Raw genomic sequence first — 17,106 nt, 5'->3', positions numbered from 1 at the left:
GGGAATGCCTCAAGGGACGCTCCGCGTTCCAATGGGACGCAGAGCGTCCCGGGCTGCATTCCCACGCGGAGCGTGGGAACGATCATTACCGCAGCACCCGAGCCAAAAACGGCGCCGTGCGGCTCTTTTTGTTTTTGGCCACGGTCTGCGGCGTGCCTGCCACGACAATCCTGCCACCCTGATCCCCCGCCCCCGGCCCGATGTCGATGACCCAGTCACTCTGGGCCACCACGCGCATTTCATGTTCGACCACAATCACCGTGTGCCCCGCGGTCACCAGGGTATTCAACTGCTCCAGCAACCGATCCACATCCCGCGGATGTAATCCGGTGGTGGGCTCGTCGAGCACATACAGGGTCGCGCCACGCTGGTTACGCTGCAGCTCTGTCGCCAGTTTGATCCGCTGGGCTTCGCCGCCAGACAGTTCGGTCGCCGGTTGCCCCAAACGCAGGTAACCGAGGCCAATATCCCGCAGCACCTCCAGCGAACGGCGGATGCCCGGTTGCTCGGCAAACACCGTGACGGCGTCGTCCACCGTCAGTTGCAGCACTTGGGCGATGCTCAGCCCCTGCCAGGTGATGGCCAGGGTCTGCGGGTTATAGCGCGCACCGTGGCAGGTCGGGCATGGCGCGTAGACGCTCGGCATAAACAGCAATTCAACGCTGACAAACCCCTCACCTTCGCAAGTCGGGCAACGGCCCTTGGCGACGTTGAAGGAAAACTGCCCGGCGTCGTAACCCTCGGCTTGCGCCTCGGGGGTGGCGGCGAACAGTTTGCGCACGTTGTCGAACAACCCGGTGTAGGTCGCCAGGTTCGAACGCGGCGTGCGGCCGATGGGTTTCTGATCGACTTGCACCAGGCGCTTGATCGACTCCAGCCCCGCCGTCACCTGACCACCGCTGACCTGCGGCGCGTCGTCTTCAAGACTCAACTCTTCCGGTTCGCTGGCCGTGGTCGCACGGCCCAGATGCGCGCCCACCAGTTCCAACAGCGCCTGGCTGACCAGGCTCGACTTGCCGGAACCCGAGACGCCAGTCACCGCCGTGAAGCAGCCCAAGGGAAACTCGGCGCTGAGGTTGTTCAGGTTATTGCGGGTGATGCCTTCCAGTTTCAGCCAGTCCTTCGCCTTGCGAGTAGCGCGGGTGGCGGTGACTTGCTCGGCGAACAGATAGGCGCGGGTCTGGGAATCGGCGATGTGCTCCAGCCCTGAAGGATGTCCGCTGTAGAGAATGTGCCCGCCATGCTCACCCGCCGCCGGCCCGACATCGATCAACCAGTCGGCGCGGCGCATGGTTTCCAGATCGTGCTCGACCACAAACAAGGTATTGCCCGCCGCTTTCAGGCGTTGCAGGGCTTCGAACAACGCCTCGCCATCTGCCGGGTGCAGACCGGCGGACGGTTCGTCGAGGACATAGATCACGCCGAACAGTTGCGAACCCAATTGCGTTGCCAGGCGCAGGCGTTGCAACTCGCCGGAAGACAGAGTCGGCGTGCTGCGCTCCAGGGCCAGGTAACCGAGGCCCAGATCGGTCAGGGTGCTGACCCGTTCCAGCAAGTCCTGGGCGATGCGTTGCGCCGCCAGGCGCTTTTCCACCGACAGGTTCGGCGTGTGGCGCACATCCGGCGCGTTGGTATGACCGCTGGCACCGTGGGCGACGCGTTGTGCGCGGGCTTCGCGAGTCTGCTCATGGGTCAGCACTTCACCGGGCTCATCGGCATGATCGAGGTAGCTGTGAGCCGCCACCGGGCGCAACACTTCGGCCACTTGCAGCAACGGCATCTGCGACAACTCGCCGATGTCGTACCCGGCAAAGGTCACCGACAATGCCTCGCGCTTGAGGCGTTTGCCGTCGCACAACGGACAAGGGCTGCCGAGCATGAATTGCGAGACGCGCTGCTTCATCAATGCGCTTTGGGATTGGCTGAAGGTGTGCAGGATGTAGCGCCGGGCGCCGGTGAACGTGCCTTGGTAACTCGGTTCCATTTTGCGCTGAAGGGCGACTTTGGTTTCTTCCGGGGTGAGCCCGGCGTACACCGGCACGGTCGGGGTTTCTTCGGTGAAGAGAATCCAGTCGCGCTGCTTTTTCGGCAACTTGCGCCAGGGAATATCGACGTCGATGCCCATGGTCACCAGGATGTCCCGCAGGTTCTGCCCCTGCCAGGCCAGCGGCCACGAGGCGACTGCCCGTTGGCGGATGGTCAGGCTCGGGTCCGGGACCATCAGCGCTTCGGTCACCTCATAAACCCGCCCCAGACCATGACATTCAGGACAGGCACCTTGGGGCGTGTTCGGCGAAAAGTCCTCGGCATACAGCATCGCCTGCCCCCGCGGGTAACTGCCGGCCCGGGAATAGAGCATGCGGATCAGGCTCGACAGGGTCGTCACGCTGCCCACCGAAGAACGGGTACTCGGCGTGCCCCGCTGCTGTTGCAGGGCCACGGCGGGCGGCAGGCCTTCGATGGAATCCACATCCGGCACCCCGACCTGATCGATCAGCCGCCGGGCATAAGGCGCCACGGATTCGAAATAGCGTCGTTGCGCTTCGGCGTATAGGGTCGAAAACGCCAGCGACGACTTGCCCGAACCGGACACACCGGTGAACACCACCAGGGCATCCCGGGGAATGTCCACATCGATGTTCTTGAGGTTATGTTCCCGGGCGCCACGCACCCTGACCATGCCGGAAGGTGGGGTTGAGGTGCGCTTTGAAGTCATGGACCAACCTTAATTCAAGATGCATTTCTGGGAATGGATACAAATCCCCGTAGGAGCAAGGCTTGCCCGCGATGGCGTCCTTGAAATCGCTATCGCGGGCAAGCCTTGCTCCTACAGGTGGGTTATGTGTTCAGCCATTTAGGACCGTGCGCACCATTTGGGTCAGTGCCTCTGGCCCGTACGGTTTGCTCAGCAAATGCGTTTCCGGGCTGAGTTGGTGATTGCGCGAAATAATGTCGCGGGTGTGTCCCGAGGTAAACAGTACTGCCACCGGCGGGTTCTGCACCTTGGCCCAGGCGGCGAGGTCCGAGCTTTTGATCAGGCCGGGCATGACCACGTCGGTGAAGATCATGTCCACGGCCACGCCCTCCAGCAACATCTGCATGGCCGTGTCGCCGTTGCTGGCGGTCAGCACTTGGTAGCCCTCTTCGCGCAACAACTCCACCGCCGAAACGCGCACCGCTTCGTTATCCTCGACCACCAAAATGGTTTCATGCCCGCGCCGTTGCTGAGGTTGCGGCAGTGGCGTCTCATTGGCCAACGGTCGCAGGCTGCGCGGGAAATACAGCTGCACCTGCGAGCCCTCGCCGACCACGCTGGACATCTCGATATGCCCGCCGCTTTGCTTGACGAACCCGAACACCATGCTCAAGCCAAGCCCCGTGCCGTGGCCGTCGGCCTTGGTGGTGAAAAACGGTTCGAACGCCTGGGCCAGGACCTCAGGCGCCATGCCGGCGCCAGCATCGGTCACCGTCACGCGTAGGTACTGACCGGCGACGATGTCTTTGCCCACACAAAACCGCTGGTCCAGAACGATGTTCTCGGCGCTCAGGCCAATGGTGCCCTCGCCCTTCATGGCATCGCGGGCATTGATCGCCAGGTTGAGAATGGCGTTTTCCAGCTGATTGCGATCCACATGAATGCGCCAGGCATCGTCGGCCACAGCCACGTCGATCTGGATGGTTTCCCCCAGCGCCCGTTGCAGCAACTCCCCCAAGCCGTCGAAGATCTGCCGGGGTTCGCAAACATCCGGCGAGAGTGGCTGGCGGCGGGCGAACGCGAGCAGTTGCGAAGACAGTTTGGCCCCGCGCTCGACGGCGGCAATCGAGGCGCTGACCCGACGCTGCACGTTGGCATTGTCCGGTTCATGCCGGGCCAGCAAATGCAGGTTGCCGGCGATCACTTGCAGCAGGTTGTTGAAGTCATGGGCCACGCCGCCGGTGAGGCCGCCGATGGCTTCCAGCTTCTGTGCCTGGCGCAATTGCTCTTCCGCCGCCAGCCGCGCATCGACTTCAGCGGCGACGCGCTGTTCGAGGTTGCGGGTGAATTTGAGCAGGGATTCTTCAGCGATTTTGCGTTCGTGAATGTCGATCAACACCCCCGGAAAGCGAAACGGCTTGCCCTGTTCGTTGAACTCGCAGCAGCCGCTGGCCAGCACCCACAGATACGTGCCGTCGGGGCGCAAGACGCGGTATTCGGCGTTGTAGGGAGCGCCGGTGGTCACCGACTGATTGACTTGTTCCTGAACCCAGGCGAAGTCGTCGGGGTGAATCCGCGACTCGGCAATGGCGGTGGGCAGGTCGGCCAGGTCCCGGTTCGCGGGATAGGAAAAGGTGCGGGCGAAACGCTCGTCCCCGGACAGCACATTGGCCTCGATATCCCAGACGAACGAGCCGAGCAACGCCCCGGCATTGAGCGCCAGGCGCACCCGTTCGTTGTCGGCACGGTAGGCGTTCTCGGCTTCCTGGCGACGGCGTTCGGAAATCACATGGGCGGTGGTCTCGACCACCATCGCCATGACCCCGGCCGGCCGGCCTTCGTCATCCGCGACCGGGCTGTAATAGAGGTCCATCCAGACGTCTTCCGGCACGCCATCGCGCAGCAGCACCAGTTCTTTGTTGCGATAGGACAGCGTGCCGCCGGCCAGGCAGGTATCGACCACGTGGCGGTTGAACTCGGCCACTTCCGGCCAACCCAGCTCCACCGGCGAACCCAGCAGGTAAGGGTGGCGGCCGCCGGCAAAGACCGAGTAGGCGTCGTTGTAAATCATGTAGCCCGCCCGGCCCCAGAGCATCACCATCGGCAGCGGCGAAGCGAGCATCAGCTGCACCGTACTCCCCAGGCTGCGGGGCCAGTCATCGATGGTGCCGAGTTCGGTCTGGCTCCAGTCGAACGCGCGAATGCGTCCGGCCATTTCGCCAGTCCAGCCGGCACATCCGTGGCTATCTGATAGAAACTGCATTGACTGACTCTGCGTCCTGTAATGGCGTCCGATTGTTTCAAGCTCAACTTTCGAGCACGGCGGATGCCAATGGTTTCATAGAGGTATAGCTGATTAGCGCAAGACCCTGTGGGAGTGGGCTTGGGCGTTGAAGATCGTTCCCACGCTCTGCGTGGGAATGCCTCAAGGGACGCTCTGCGTTCCAATCGGACGCGGAGCGTCCTGGGCTGCATTCCTTTGCTGCGCGTGGGAACGATCACAACGATCAGGGGAGGGTTTCAGTCAGTGCCGTATTTCGGCGAACGTGGTCCGTACAACAAACCCGCTGGTTGTCCTGCCGACAGCAGCCGATTGCTGGCAACTCCGGCAATCGGGTAACCGGCGTCGGTGGAGCTGTTGATGATCTGCTTCACCGCTGCGGTAATCAGCATGCCAATCAAACCGCCACCGCTGTTGTTGCCGCCCTCTTCGCTCGACGCACGTGCCGCGCCGGTCCACAGGGTGGTGCCGGTTTTCAGGTCCACCAGTTTGGCGGTAGCCGTGACGGCTGTTTCGCTGCTGATCACCATATAGCGAGTGCCGTACTCGGTCACGGTGATGTACAGCGCCGCGTCAGCACCGAAAATATCCCGCAGTTTGTCGGCCGGTGCCTGGTGAATGTCCGCCGGGGTGGTCAGGCCGTTCTGGCGAAACGTTTCGTCGACCAGAGCGATCGGCAACACGTAGTAACCGGCTTCAGCCAACGGAAAAGTCACCTGGGACAGCATGGCGTAGGACGCCTTGACATCCGGGGAGTCGTTCAGCGGCGGCAGCACCAAAATGGTTTTCGGGCGCGCTTGCTTGTACGCCGAATAGTCCACGGTCTTGGGGCTGACACAACCGCCAAGGACGGCCAGCGCCAGCAGGCCGGCCATCAGTTTCAATGCGCGCGGGATCATTTGACGTCTCCGGTTTTAGCGTTCTTGAGCAGAAAATCCATGTATTGCCCGGACTCGGGGAACAGCGTCTTCTCGGTTCGGAACTGCTGAACCATCTGGTCGTCCTTGCCCATGCTCAGGTACAACAGGCCCAGGTGAGCGTGATAACCCGGCGGCGGGGTCTTGCCCGTCGAAGCGATCTTCTGCAGATCGCGCTCCAGGGCTTCGGCCTGTGCTTCCTTGGGGGTTTCGCCCTTGAAGTACTCGTAGACTTCCGGCTGGTAACTTTCCCATTGGTACAGGGTTTTCGGGCCGCCGTTGCAACCCGTCAACAGCACGCTGCCCGACAGGGCCAATGCCATCAATGGCCACGATAGAAACTTGTTCATCGGTTATCGCTCCTTGATCAGTTGCCCGGTTTCCATGCACCGGAATTCATGCCGTCGACCAGGCGATTGATCGCCTCGCGCATGGCCAGGTCGAGCACTTTGCCGTTGAGGGTCGAATCGTAGGCCGCGGTGCCGCCGAAGCCGATGATTTCACGGTTGGACAACGCGTATTCACCGGCGCCCTGGGTCGAATAGACGACTTCCGAGGTGCTGATGTTGACGATGTTCAGGTTGACCTTGGCGTAGGCCACTTGGGTCTTGCCGCGACCGAGAATGCCGAACAGTTGGTGATCGCCGGTTTCCTTGCGGCCGAACTCGGTGACATCGCCGGTCACCACAAAGTCAGCCCCCTTGAGGCGCTGGGCCTGGCCCTTGATCGACGCTTCCTGCTGGATCTCGCCCATGTTGTCGCGGTCCAGCACGCTGAAGCGGTTGGTCTGCTGCAAATGCGTGATCAAAATGGTCTTGGCCTGACCGCCGAGACGATCCACGCCATCGGAGAAAATCCCGCGCATGTAGCTCGAACGGTTATCGAACTTGCCCACCGCCATCGGTACGCGAACACCCGTCCAGGCCTGGGTGGCGCTTTCGACTTTCTCTACCGGCAATGCCCGGGAGCTTTCGGTCGCACACCCGCCAATCACGCTCAGAACGGCAATCGCGGCCCCTGATACCAACATCCGAGAGATCATTCTCACTGTGCATTCCTTCTTAAAAGCTGTTGATCCCGGCACGGCAATGGCCAACCGCTGCGGGTTGCAGCGATGAAACAGCGATGGGGATGTAATCGATAATCGACGTGCAGGACGTCGGCGGCGGGCATTATGCCAAAGTGCCATCATCTGTAACAGTGTTTAAATAATTTGGCGTCAGATCGTTGACCTCCTGCTGATCAGTAGGAGCTGCCGAAGGCTGCGATCTTTTGGCGGCCTTAAGATTGTCGAAGATCAAGATCAAAAGATCGCAGCCTTCGGCAGCTCCTACAGAGGGAATGCACATCAGCGGAAATCCCGGCTGCGCACGCTGATGCCGTCGAGCAAGAAGCTCAAATCGCTCAAGCGTCCGGCAATCAGGTGCCGCACCTCGCCTTCCCTTTCCCAGCGTCCGTCGACCTTGAGCAGTTGCGAGCCGACCAGGACCTGGCGCTGCCGTTCGGCGAGGTCGCGCCAGACCACCACGTTGACGTTGCCGAACTCGTCTTCGAGGGTCACGAAGGTTACGCCGCTGGCGGTGCCGGGTCGTTGGCGACCGGTCACCAGCCCGGCGACGCTGACGGGCCGGCCGTGCTCGACGTCGAGCAATTCCTTCGAACTGCGGCAACGCCGGGCTTTCAATTCTGCACGCAACAACGCCAGCGGATGCGGGCCGAGGGTGGTGCCGACGGTCGCGTAATCAGCCTGTAAATCTTCGCCCACGGTGGGCTTGGGCAGCGACACCTCAGGTTCCTCCTGACGGGGCAACCCGGCAAACAATCCGAGTTGCTTCTGCACCCCCGCCACTTCCCAACGCGCCCGATGGCGATCGCCGGCCAGCCCGCGCAAAGCCCCGGCATCGGCCAGTTGCTCCTGGGCGCGGGCGTCGAGTTGCGCCCGTTCGCCAAGGTCGGCGATGTCGGCAAACGCGCCCCTCGAACGTGCAGCTTCGATGCGCCGGGCATCGTCCTCGCGAAAGCCCTTGATCATCCGCAGCCCCATGCGGATCGCCGGTTGCGCCCCGGTGATCGGTTCCAGGCTGCAATCCCAGTCGCTGGCGCGCACATCCACCGGGCGAATCTGCAAATGATGCCGGCGGGCGTCCTGCAGAATCTGGTCCGGGCTGTAGAACCCCATGGGCCAGCTGTTGATCAGCGCACAGGCGAAGGCCGCCGGCTCGTGGCATTTGAGCCAGCAACTGGCGTAGGTCAGCAAAGCGAAACTGGCGGCGTGGGACTCGGGGAAACCGTAGCTGCCGAAGCCTTTGATCTGCTCGAAGATCTGCGCGGCGAACTCTGCCGTGTAGCCGTTTTTCTTCATCCCGGCAGCCAGGCGATCCTTGTGCGGTTCCAGCCCCCCGTGACGTTTCCACGCGGCCATGGAGCGGCGTAACTGATCAGCTTCGCCAGGGCTGTAGTCGGCGGCGACGATGGCGATCTGCATCACCTGCTCCTGAAACAGCGGCACGCCCAGGGTGCGCTTGAGCACGGTTTCCAGTGCCGGGGACGGATAGACTTCGGGCTCTTCCTTGTTTCGCCGGCGCAGGTACGGATGCACCATGCCGCCCTGGATCGGCCCCGGACGGACAATCGCCACCTCGATCACCAGGTCGTAGAAGTTCACCGGTTTGAGCCGGGGCAACATCGACATTTGCGCCCGGGACTCGATCTGGAACACGCCGATGGTGTCCGCACGACCGATCATTTCGTAGGTGGGTTTGTCTTCGGACGGGATCGTCGCCAGGCTCAGGTCAAGGTGGCGGTGACGGCGCAGCAGATCGAAACAGCGGCGAATCGCGCTGAGCATGCCCAGCGCGAGGATATCGACCTTGAGCAACCCGACCGCGTCGAGGTCGTCCTTGTCCCACTGAATGATGGTGCGATCGGCCATCGCCGCGTTTTCCACCGGCACCAGGCTGTCCAGCGGCTGCTCGGAAATCACGAAGCCGCCGGGGTGCTGGGACAGGTGCCGAGGGAAACCGATCAGTTGCCCGGTCAGGCTCAAGACCCGGTGCAGCACCGGGCTCTGGGGGTCGAACCCGCCTTCCAGCAGGCGCTCGACCGGTGGAGTCTTGTCGCTCCAATGACCACAGCAATCGGCCAGGGCGTTGACCTGGTCCGGCGGCAGGCCCAACGCCTTGGCCACATCACGCACCGCGCCGGCCGCATGGTAAGTGCTGACCACCGCCGTCAACGCGGCGCGGGTACGGCCATAACGCTGGAACACATACTGCAAGACTTCCTCGCGGCGCTCGTGTTCGAAATCCACGTCGATGTCCGGCGGTTCATTGCGCTCCTTCGAGAGAAAGCGTTCGAACAGCAACGTGGTGCGATCCGGATCGATTTCGGTGATGCCCAAGGCATAACACACCGCCGAGTTGGCCGCCGAGCCCCGGCCCTGACAGAGGATTTTTTGCTCGCGGGCGAAGCGCACGATGTCGTGAACCGTGAGGAAATAGCTTTCGTAGCCCAGCTCGGCGATCAGCTTCAACTCTGCGTCGATCTGCTTCAACACCTTGGCCTGCGGCGCCTCCGGCCAGCGCCACTGGATGCCCTCTTCGGTCAAATGCCGCAGCCAGGACGTGGCGGTATGCCCTTGCGGCACCAGTTCCCGAGGATATTGATAACGCAACTGCTTCAGATCAAAGGTGCAACGCCGGGCGATGATCAGCGTTTCATCGAGCAACGCTTGCGGATAGATCTCGCCCACGACGTCGAGGCAGCGCAGGTGCCGCTCGCCATTGGGATGCAGACGCAACCCGGCCGCGGCCACCGGCAGGTGATGGCGGATCGCGGTCATGGTGTCCTGCAAGGCACGCCGGCCACGGGCGTGCATGTGCACATCGCCGCTGGCCACTGCCGGAATTCGCAGTTCCCTGGCCAACGTCATCAGGTCGTTCAGCCGCCGGCTATCGTCCTGCCCACGATGCAACTGGACGGCCAGCCACAGGCGTTCGGCAAAGGTCTGCTTGAGCCAGTGTCCTTGGGCAAAATCATCCACCGCGTCCGGCACCCACAACGCCAACAGCCCCGGCAAGGGTTCGCTGAAGTCCTCGCGCAGCACTTGATACTGACCCTTTTGCACACGGCGCCGCGCGCGGGTGATCAGACGGCACAACGCCTGATAGCCCTCAAGGTTTTCCACCAGCAGCACCAGTTTCGGCCCGTTTTCGATGCGGATTTCGCTGCCGATGATCAGCGGCAGCTCGACAGACTTGGCCGCCTGCCAGGCACGAACGATGCCGGCCAATGTGCATTCATCGGTGATCGCCAGGGCCTGATAACCCAGTTGTTTGGCCCGTTGAAACAGCTCCAGCGCACTGGAAGCCCCACGTTGGAAACTGAAGTTCGACAGGCAATGCAGCTCGGCATACTCGACGCTCATGCGAACCAGCCTTGCAGCCACAAGGGGCCGTCCTCACCCACCACTCGATAGGCCCAGCCCTGTTGGCCGGCGCGGGTCTGGATCAGGTAGTAATCCCGGCGCACATCGGCGCCGTCCCACCAACCGGACTCGATGCGTTCCGGGCCCATGAGGATGCGCGTCGACGCTTCGTGCACCGCCAGCGGTTCGGTCAGCAGCCAACCCGGTCGTTGCACACCCGGCAGGCCGCCACAAAACTGGCTATCGACACTGGTCTGCCAGGCACATTCGGGACGGTGATCAGCCTGGAAACGCAACCCCTGCACCGCCTCGTCCCCCAGCCGTGCCCGCAGGCGTTCGCGCAATTGCTCCCAGGGCAAAGACTGCTGCGGGCGGTCGTCGAACAGTTCCTGGCGCTGGGGCACAAAGCTCGGCAGGTCTTCGGCGCGCAGGCGAAAACCACGCACCGGGGCCTCGACCTGTACTTGCTCCAAACGGCCCCGGGCCAGTTCGAAGAGCATCGCCGGATCGCGCTCGGCGCTGAGCAGCCCGACCTTGATCACCGTGTCCGGCAACCCGGCGTGTTCCAGGTGCAGGTCGAAACGCTGCACACCGCTGTCCCGGCCGCAGAGGAACGCCGACAGATCGCCGGTCAACCGGCGCAGTGGAAACAGCAGCGCCTGATGGGATTGCACGTCGAAGTTGAGCTCGATGCGCACATCGAAGCGATCCGGCGGCAGGTAGAACGCCAGGGCCAGATGACGCAAGCCGAACAAGGCGTCCAGATGCTTGAGCACCTGGGCCTCGAAACGCCGGGCCAGGGTATGTCGCGGCAACGCTTGCACCTGGCTCAAGGTGCGCAGGCCCATGCGCGACAACGCCGTGGCCACCGTGGGTTCCAGGGCGATGCGGTCGACGGGCAATTGCCCCAGGTGATAGCGCAAGGCTTGATCGTCCGGCACCACCAACCCGTCATAGACGTTCGCCAGCACCCGCGCCGCCACCGGGTTGGGCGCGGCGACGATCCGGTGACGAAAACCCAGCCCGGTGAGTTCGCTGCGCAACCGCGCTTCGAACTGCGGCCAGGCGCCGAACAGGCCCAGGCTCGATTCGATTTCAAACACCACCGCCCGCGGGTAATGCACGCTGACCTGGGAACTGAAGCCATAGGCCCAGGCGGCGAGAAACTGCTGCCAGTGCTCGATGTCGGCGGCGTCGTACTCTGCCGTGACAAAGCCTTTGCTCAAGGCCTGGGCCGCGGTCATCGACTGGCCGGGGCGCAAGCCAAGCGCCCGGGCCGGGCCATTGACCGCTTGCAGCACCCGGCGCTGGGCCGGGCCGGTCAACAGCGCCAACGGCTCGTCGGGGTCGGGGCGCTGACGCAGTACCGCGTCCAGTGCCAATTGCGGGAACAGAATGCATACCCAACGCATGGCAACCTCAATGTCCCATGGCAAAGGCAATCGGCGCCGTACGGGCCAATCCGCCCCGGCACTTCAAGACCCGCAACTGCGCAGGCCTGGCATCGATGGCAATGCGCAGGGCCGCCGGCGAAGGATTCACCGCCTCGGCCATCGAGCGATAGGCAAACGCCAGGGTCGAGCCGGTTTCCGCCGCCACCTGCAAGCGCCGCAACGCCCGGTCATCAGCCTTGTGCGGCCAACACAGCACCGCGCCGCAACTGCCCGAACGCAGGCATTGTTCCGCCGCCCACAACGCATCGCGTTCGCTGGCCTGGATGATCGACAACTGGCGCAGATCGACCCCGGCGTTCTGCCAGGCCTGGGGGTACGGCACGTACGGCGGCGCGATCAGCACGATGCGCTCGCCCGCCGCCGACAGCCGCGCCAGGGCCGGCCACACCAGTTGCAACTCGCCCACGCCCTGCCCGGCCAGGAGGATTTCGGTCAGCGCCGCTTCCGGCCAGCCACCGCTGGGCAACGCCGCATCCAGCGCCGCATGCCCGGTGGGTTGCGGGCTGACGGCCGGGGGCGCAGGCCGGCCCTTCCAGACCTGGCCGCCATTGAACAGCGTATCCAACGCAACGACGGCGCCCATCACCCTTGCCTCACCAAGCCACAAAACACACCTTCGATGGCCAGGTCCTGATCGGCCTGAACGACAATCGGCTTATAGGCGGGGTTGCGCGGCAGCAACCGCACAGTGTCGCCAACCCGTTCGAAGCGCTTGATGGTGACTTCGCCGTCGAGCCGCGCCACCACGATCTGGCCGTTAAGCGCCTCGGGGTTGCGGTGCACGCCCACCAAATCGCCGTCGAGAATGCCGTCCTCGATCATGGAGTCGCCCTGGACCCGCAGCATGTAGTCCGGCACCCGGGAGAAGATCGACGGGTCGAACAGCAAGCGGCTATGCACCTCGGCATCCGCACCAATCGGCGCCCCCGCCGCCACCCGGCCGAGCACCGGGATGTCCAGCAATTCGGGGCGCGGCGGTTGCCCGAGCAAACGAATGCCCCGGGCCTGGTGCGGGTTGACCTCGATAAAACCGGCTTCAGTCAGCGCCAGCACATGCTTGCGCGCCACGCTGCGGGAGGCGAAACCAAAGGCCTCGCTGATTTCAGCGAGGCTCGGGGACTGACCGTGCTCCGCGATTCGATCACGGATAAAGGTCAGGATGGCGGTACGGCGGGGAGTGAGAGTCGTCATGGAGTACATTTGTACTCTTTTGGCATTTTCCTGGCAACGACCGCTAATCAGGTTGGTGCTGACGGCTGACTGCTGACTGTAGGAGCAAGGCTTGCCCGCGATGGCGTTTTTGAGGTCGCTATCGCGGGCAAGCCTTGCTCCTACAGGGGGCCAGACTTGCTTGCGATGGCGTTTTTGAGATCGCTATCGCGGGCAAGCCTTGCTCCTACAGGGGGCCAGGCCATCCAGGAAATCGGCGATGTAATCGATAAACGCCACGACCTTGGCCGTCGCCCGCCGATGGCTCGGGTACACCGCCAAAATGTGCGCGCCAAAGCTGTCCGGGTCGATGTCGTAGTCCGCCATCAGCCGCACCAGTCGCCCGTCAGCGATGTACGGCGCGGCGCTCCACAACGGCGTGTGCAGCAAACCCCGTCCAGCCAAAGCATTGGCCAGCAACAAGTCGTAATTGTCGCTGCGCAAGCGTGGCGACTGGGGTTGCGGCAGGCTCAAGCGCTGGCCATCGCGCTCGGCCCACCAGAATTCGCGGCTGAGCAATGGGTGGCGATACAACAGCCATTCATGTTCATCAAGGGTTTGCGGCGTCACCGGCACGCCCTTGCGCGCCAGATAGGCCGGACTGCCGCACAGCGCCAGGCGATTGCTGCCGACCACCCGAGCAATCAGTCCCGGCAAGTCGTCGTGACCCTCACGCAGGGCCAGGTCGTAGCCGCTTTCCAGCAGATTGACGAACTCGTCGCACAGGTCCACTTGCAGATTGATCTGTGGGTATTGCTCAAGGAATCCGCCACACACCTGATCCAGAAACGCCTGCCCATACGCCAGCGGCGCGGTGATTTTCAGGCTGCCGCGCAGGCCATGCTGCATTTGCTCGATCTCTTCGCCGGCCTCCTCCAGCCGCTGCAACACTTGGCGCGCAGTTTCGAGGTACAGCCGCCCCACTTCCGTCAGCAGAATCCGCCGGGTGCTGCGTTCGAACAGCCGCGCACCGAGCTCGGCTTCAAGGTGATTGACCGCTTTGGTCAGGGCCGACGGGGTCTTGCCCAACTGCTCGGCGGCGCGGCTGAAACTGCCCAATTGCGCGGTGACCACGAACATTTTCAATGCACCCAACTTGTCCATGCTTTTTCCATTCCGGCAAAAACGTTTTTCGTAAGGGAGGCGTTCTGCTGAACGCGGGCAGCCACTAATCTGGCCATCAGACGCAATAACAAGGAAACATTCAATGAAAAGATTCATCCCGAATCTATTGATGGCCGCTGTTGGTTTTGCCTCGATGGAAGCCATGGCCGCCACCGATCTGGTGTTGCTCAATGGCAAGATTTTCACCGCCGACCGTGCCCAACCCAAGGTGCAGGCCCTGGCGGTAGAAAACGGCAAGGTGCTGAAAGTCGGCACGAATGCACAGATCAAGGCCCTGATCGAATCTGGTACTCAAGTCATCGACCTCGGCGGCAAGACCCTGATGCCCGGCCTGATCGACAGCCATTCCCACGCGATTTTCGGCGGTCTGGAAATGGTCTCGGCCAATATGGAAGACGAGGTGGTCAACCTCGACGATCTGGAAAAACGCCTGCGCGGTTGGCGTGATGACGGCAAGGCCAGACATGGCGATGTGTTGAGCGTGGCCGGTATGAGTTCGGCGTATTGGGCGCAGGCCGAAGCGTTTGGCAAAAAATTCAACAGCGGCGAATGGGCCAAGGTGCCCGTGGTGTTCACCGGCAGCGATCACCACACCGCGTGGGCTAACAACGTGATGCTGGAACGCGCCGGCATTGATGCCGCGCTGCTGAAAAGCCTGCCGGATGCCGAAAAAGACACGATCGGCAAACTCGCCGATGGCAGCCCCAACGGTTTTCTGGTGGACGCCGGTTGGGACCGGGTCGCCTCGAAAATGCCGGTGCCGAGCCCCGTCGACATGCTCAAAGCCGCGCAATCCGCCGTGCGCTACAACAACAGCCTCGGCATCACCGCGTGGATGGACCCCGCCGCCAACGCCGCGCCCGGCGAGCCGGTATTCGCGCTCAAGCCCACGGAGAAAACCGTCGGTGTGCTGCCGGCCTACAAAGCCCTGTCCGAAACCGGTGGCATGACGGTCCACGTCGCGGCGCTGCTGGTGGCCAATCCGAAAAGCGTGCCGGCCGATCTCGATGTGCTGGACAAGGTTCGCCAGCAGTTCCAGGGCATTCCCAACCTGACGCTGCCGGGGATCAAGATCTTCGCCGACGGTGTGATCGAGTTCCCGGCCCAGAGCGCGGCGATGATCGATCCGTACAGCAACTCGCACAAACAAGGTGAATTGCTGATCGATCCCAAGCATTTCGGCGAACTGGTCAGCGCCATCGATAAGCGCGGCTGGTTGGTACACATCCACGCCATTGGCGACCGCGCGGTGCGCGAATCCCTGAACGGCATCGAGCAGGCGCGCAAGGATCGCCAGAGCGGCGTGACCCACTCGATCACGCACCTGCAAATGGTCAACCCGAAAGAGTTTGCGCGGTTCAAACCGCTGAACGTGATCGCCTCGATGCAGTTGCTGTGGGCCAGCGCCGACGATTACACCACGGACATGATCAAGCCCTATGTCAGCGCCCTGGCCTTCCGTTATCAATACCCGGCGCACTCGCTGCTCAAACAGGGCGCGACCATTGCCGGGGCCAGCGATTGGCCGGTGTCTTCGCCCAATCCATTTAACGCCATGGCCCAGGCCATCACCCGTGTCGGCCCACTGGGGGTGCTGAATGGCGATGAACGTCTCGACCGGGAAACGATGTTCTACGCCTATACCCTCAACGCTGCGCGGACCATCGGGCTGGAGAAGCAGATTGGCTCGCTGACTGCGGGCAAACAGGCGGATTTCATCGTGCTGGATCGCGATGTGTTCAAGGTCGATAACAAAGCCCTGCACGACACCCAAGTGCTGCAAACCTGGTTCGCCGGGCGCCAGGTCTACGCCCCCACCCTATAAGCCCCTTTTATAAGCGTTTCTTTGCTGCCCGCCCCTGCGCTTATCGCCGGGGTGCGGCGCAGCCTTGCCCGACATCTGCCCAAAACAATCAAAACAAAGGCACTGACCCATGAAAGCTCTCACCCTGTTCGCCCTCGCATCCTTGAGCGTGCTGCCCTTGAGCAGCCAGGCCATCCCCTTGAATGACGACTTCAACGTGCTGGTGGACCTGACCCTGGCCAGCGATTACCGCACTCGCGGCATCTCGCAAACCCAGAACGACCCCGCCGTGCAGGCGGGTGTCACCTTGGCCCACAGCAGCGGTTTGTACGCGGGTGCATGGAGTTCGAATGTCGATTTCGGCGGGGGCCTGAAAACCCGGCAGGAAATCGACTACTACGCTGGTTGGCTGTGGCAGGCGACCGATGCCATCAGCCTGGACCTCGGTTATTTGAAATACGCCTACCCGAAGGAAAGCCAGTTCAATCAGAGTGAGACCTACGGGATTCTCAGCGTTTATGGGGTGAAACTCGCGGCCTATTACTCGGCGGATGCGCCGGGGATTGATAGCAAGCAGAGTTCGCTCTACACCTACGTCGGCTACGAAACCGAATTGCCCTATGGGCTGGGCCTGAAACTGCGCTACGGCGAAATGGACTTCAAGGACCCGCACTTGTACTCATCCAACGGCCACGCCGACGACGCGTACCACGAATGGGAAGTGAAACTGAGCCATGAACTGGCCGGGGTGATGTTGGGGTTGAGTTACGTCGACACTGACCTTTCGCAAAGCCAATGCGAGAGCAATTGGGGTTTCAAGGACGTGTGCACGGCGACGGTAGTGGCCAGCATCAGCAAATCCTTCTGACCCCACACCACTTCCCCTGTGGGAGCAGGCTTGCCCGCGAAGAGGCCGGCACATTCAGCAAAGATGTTGACTGAACCACCGCTTTCGCGAGCAAGCCCGCTCCCACAGTTTGATCTCTGGTGGATACAAATCATGTGTCCGGCGCAAATCCTGTAGGAGCGAGGCTTGCCCGCGAAGAGGCCGGCACATTCAGCAAAGATGTTGACTGACCCACCGCTTTCGCGAGCAAGCCCGCTCCCACAGTTTGATCTCAGGTGGATACAAATCATGTGTCCGGCGCAAATCCTGTAGGAGCGAGGCTTGCCCGCGAAGGCGTCCTCACTGACG

Annotated in this window: 12 protein-coding genes; 2 read left to right on the top strand and 10 right to left on the bottom strand. The window is 62.5% G+C overall.

The window, feature by feature from the left end:
* Positions 1–85: 85 nt before the first annotated feature.
* The 10 genes from BK667_RS12170 to BK667_RS12125 all read right to left on the bottom strand — a co-directional run bounded on the left by BK667_RS12170 (position 86) and on the right by BK667_RS12125 (position 14,086).
* Positions 86–2,716 (bottom strand): excinuclease ABC subunit UvrA, encoded by a 2,631-nt coding sequence (locus BK667_RS12170; RefSeq protein ID WP_123597734.1) that lies wholly within the window; start codon positions 2,714–2,716, stop codon positions 86–88.
* A 130-nt stretch (positions 2,717–2,846) separates the two neighbouring features.
* Positions 2,847–4,958 (bottom strand): hybrid sensor histidine kinase/response regulator, encoded by a 2,112-nt coding sequence (locus BK667_RS12165; RefSeq protein ID WP_123597733.1) that lies wholly within the window; start codon positions 4,956–4,958, stop codon positions 2,847–2,849.
* A 257-nt stretch (positions 4,959–5,215) separates the two neighbouring features.
* On the bottom strand, positions 5,216–5,875 hold the full coding sequence (locus BK667_RS12160; RefSeq protein ID WP_123597732.1) for a DUF799 domain-containing protein: 660 nt from the start codon (positions 5,873–5,875) through the stop codon (positions 5,216–5,218).
* On the bottom strand, positions 5,872–6,216 hold the full coding sequence (locus tag BK667_RS12155; protein WP_375538740.1) for a DUF4810 domain-containing protein: 345 nt from the start codon (positions 6,214–6,216) through the stop codon (positions 5,872–5,874). Before BK667_RS12155 ends, BK667_RS12160 begins: the two co-directional genes overlap by 4 nt.
* A 44-nt stretch (positions 6,217–6,260) precedes the next feature.
* Entirely contained in the window at positions 6,261–6,935 is a 675-nt protein-coding gene (locus BK667_RS12150; protein ID WP_185058216.1) for a CsgG/HfaB family protein, read from the bottom strand.
* A 306-nt stretch (positions 6,936–7,241) separates the two neighbouring features.
* Positions 7,242–10,340 (bottom strand): error-prone DNA polymerase, encoded by a 3,099-nt coding sequence (locus tag BK667_RS12145; protein ID WP_221179161.1) that lies wholly within the window; start codon positions 10,338–10,340, stop codon positions 7,242–7,244.
* Positions 10,316–11,731 (bottom strand): Y-family DNA polymerase, encoded by a 1,416-nt coding sequence (locus BK667_RS12140; RefSeq protein WP_123597730.1) that lies wholly within the window; start codon positions 11,729–11,731, stop codon positions 10,316–10,318. The genes BK667_RS12145 and BK667_RS12140 overlap by 25 nt, the downstream gene beginning before the upstream one ends.
* A 7-nt stretch (positions 11,732–11,738) precedes the next feature.
* The gene (imuA, locus tag BK667_RS12135; RefSeq protein WP_123508495.1) at positions 11,739–12,356 is read right to left on the bottom strand and encodes a translesion DNA synthesis-associated protein ImuA; all 618 of its coding nucleotides are present in this window, start codon (positions 12,354–12,356) and stop codon (positions 11,739–11,741) included.
* Positions 12,356–12,973 (bottom strand): transcriptional repressor LexA, encoded by a 618-nt coding sequence (gene lexA / locus BK667_RS12130; RefSeq protein ID WP_123597729.1) that lies wholly within the window; start codon positions 12,971–12,973, stop codon positions 12,356–12,358. The genes imuA and lexA overlap by 1 nt, the downstream gene beginning before the upstream one ends.
* A 174-nt stretch (positions 12,974–13,147) precedes the next feature.
* Positions 13,148–14,086 carry a LysR family transcriptional regulator gene (locus tag BK667_RS12125; protein WP_123597728.1) on the bottom strand — a complete coding sequence of 313 codons (939 nt, stop codon included), beginning with the start codon at positions 14,084–14,086 and terminating at the stop codon, positions 13,148–13,150.
* A 103-nt stretch (positions 14,087–14,189) separates the two neighbouring features.
* Here BK667_RS12125 and BK667_RS12120 point away from each other — a divergent pair, with 103 nt between their 5' ends.
* Complete coding sequence (locus BK667_RS12120) at positions 14,190–15,932, top strand: amidohydrolase (RefSeq protein WP_123597727.1); 1,743 nt, start codon at positions 14,190–14,192, stop codon at positions 15,930–15,932.
* A gap of 109 nt (positions 15,933–16,041) precedes the next feature.
* On the top strand, positions 16,042–16,779 hold the full coding sequence (locus tag BK667_RS12115; RefSeq protein ID WP_123597726.1) for a TorF family putative porin: 738 nt from the start codon (positions 16,042–16,044) through the stop codon (positions 16,777–16,779).
* Positions 16,780–17,106: the final 327 nt, after the last annotated feature.

Source organism: Pseudomonas frederiksbergensis, from assembly GCF_003732705.1.
GTDB lineage: Bacteria > Pseudomonadota > Gammaproteobacteria > Pseudomonadales > Pseudomonadaceae > Aquipseudomonas > Aquipseudomonas frederiksbergensis_F.
The sequence above is the reverse complement of the archived record's forward strand: the minus strand, read 5'-3'. Positions and strand labels throughout refer to the sequence as shown.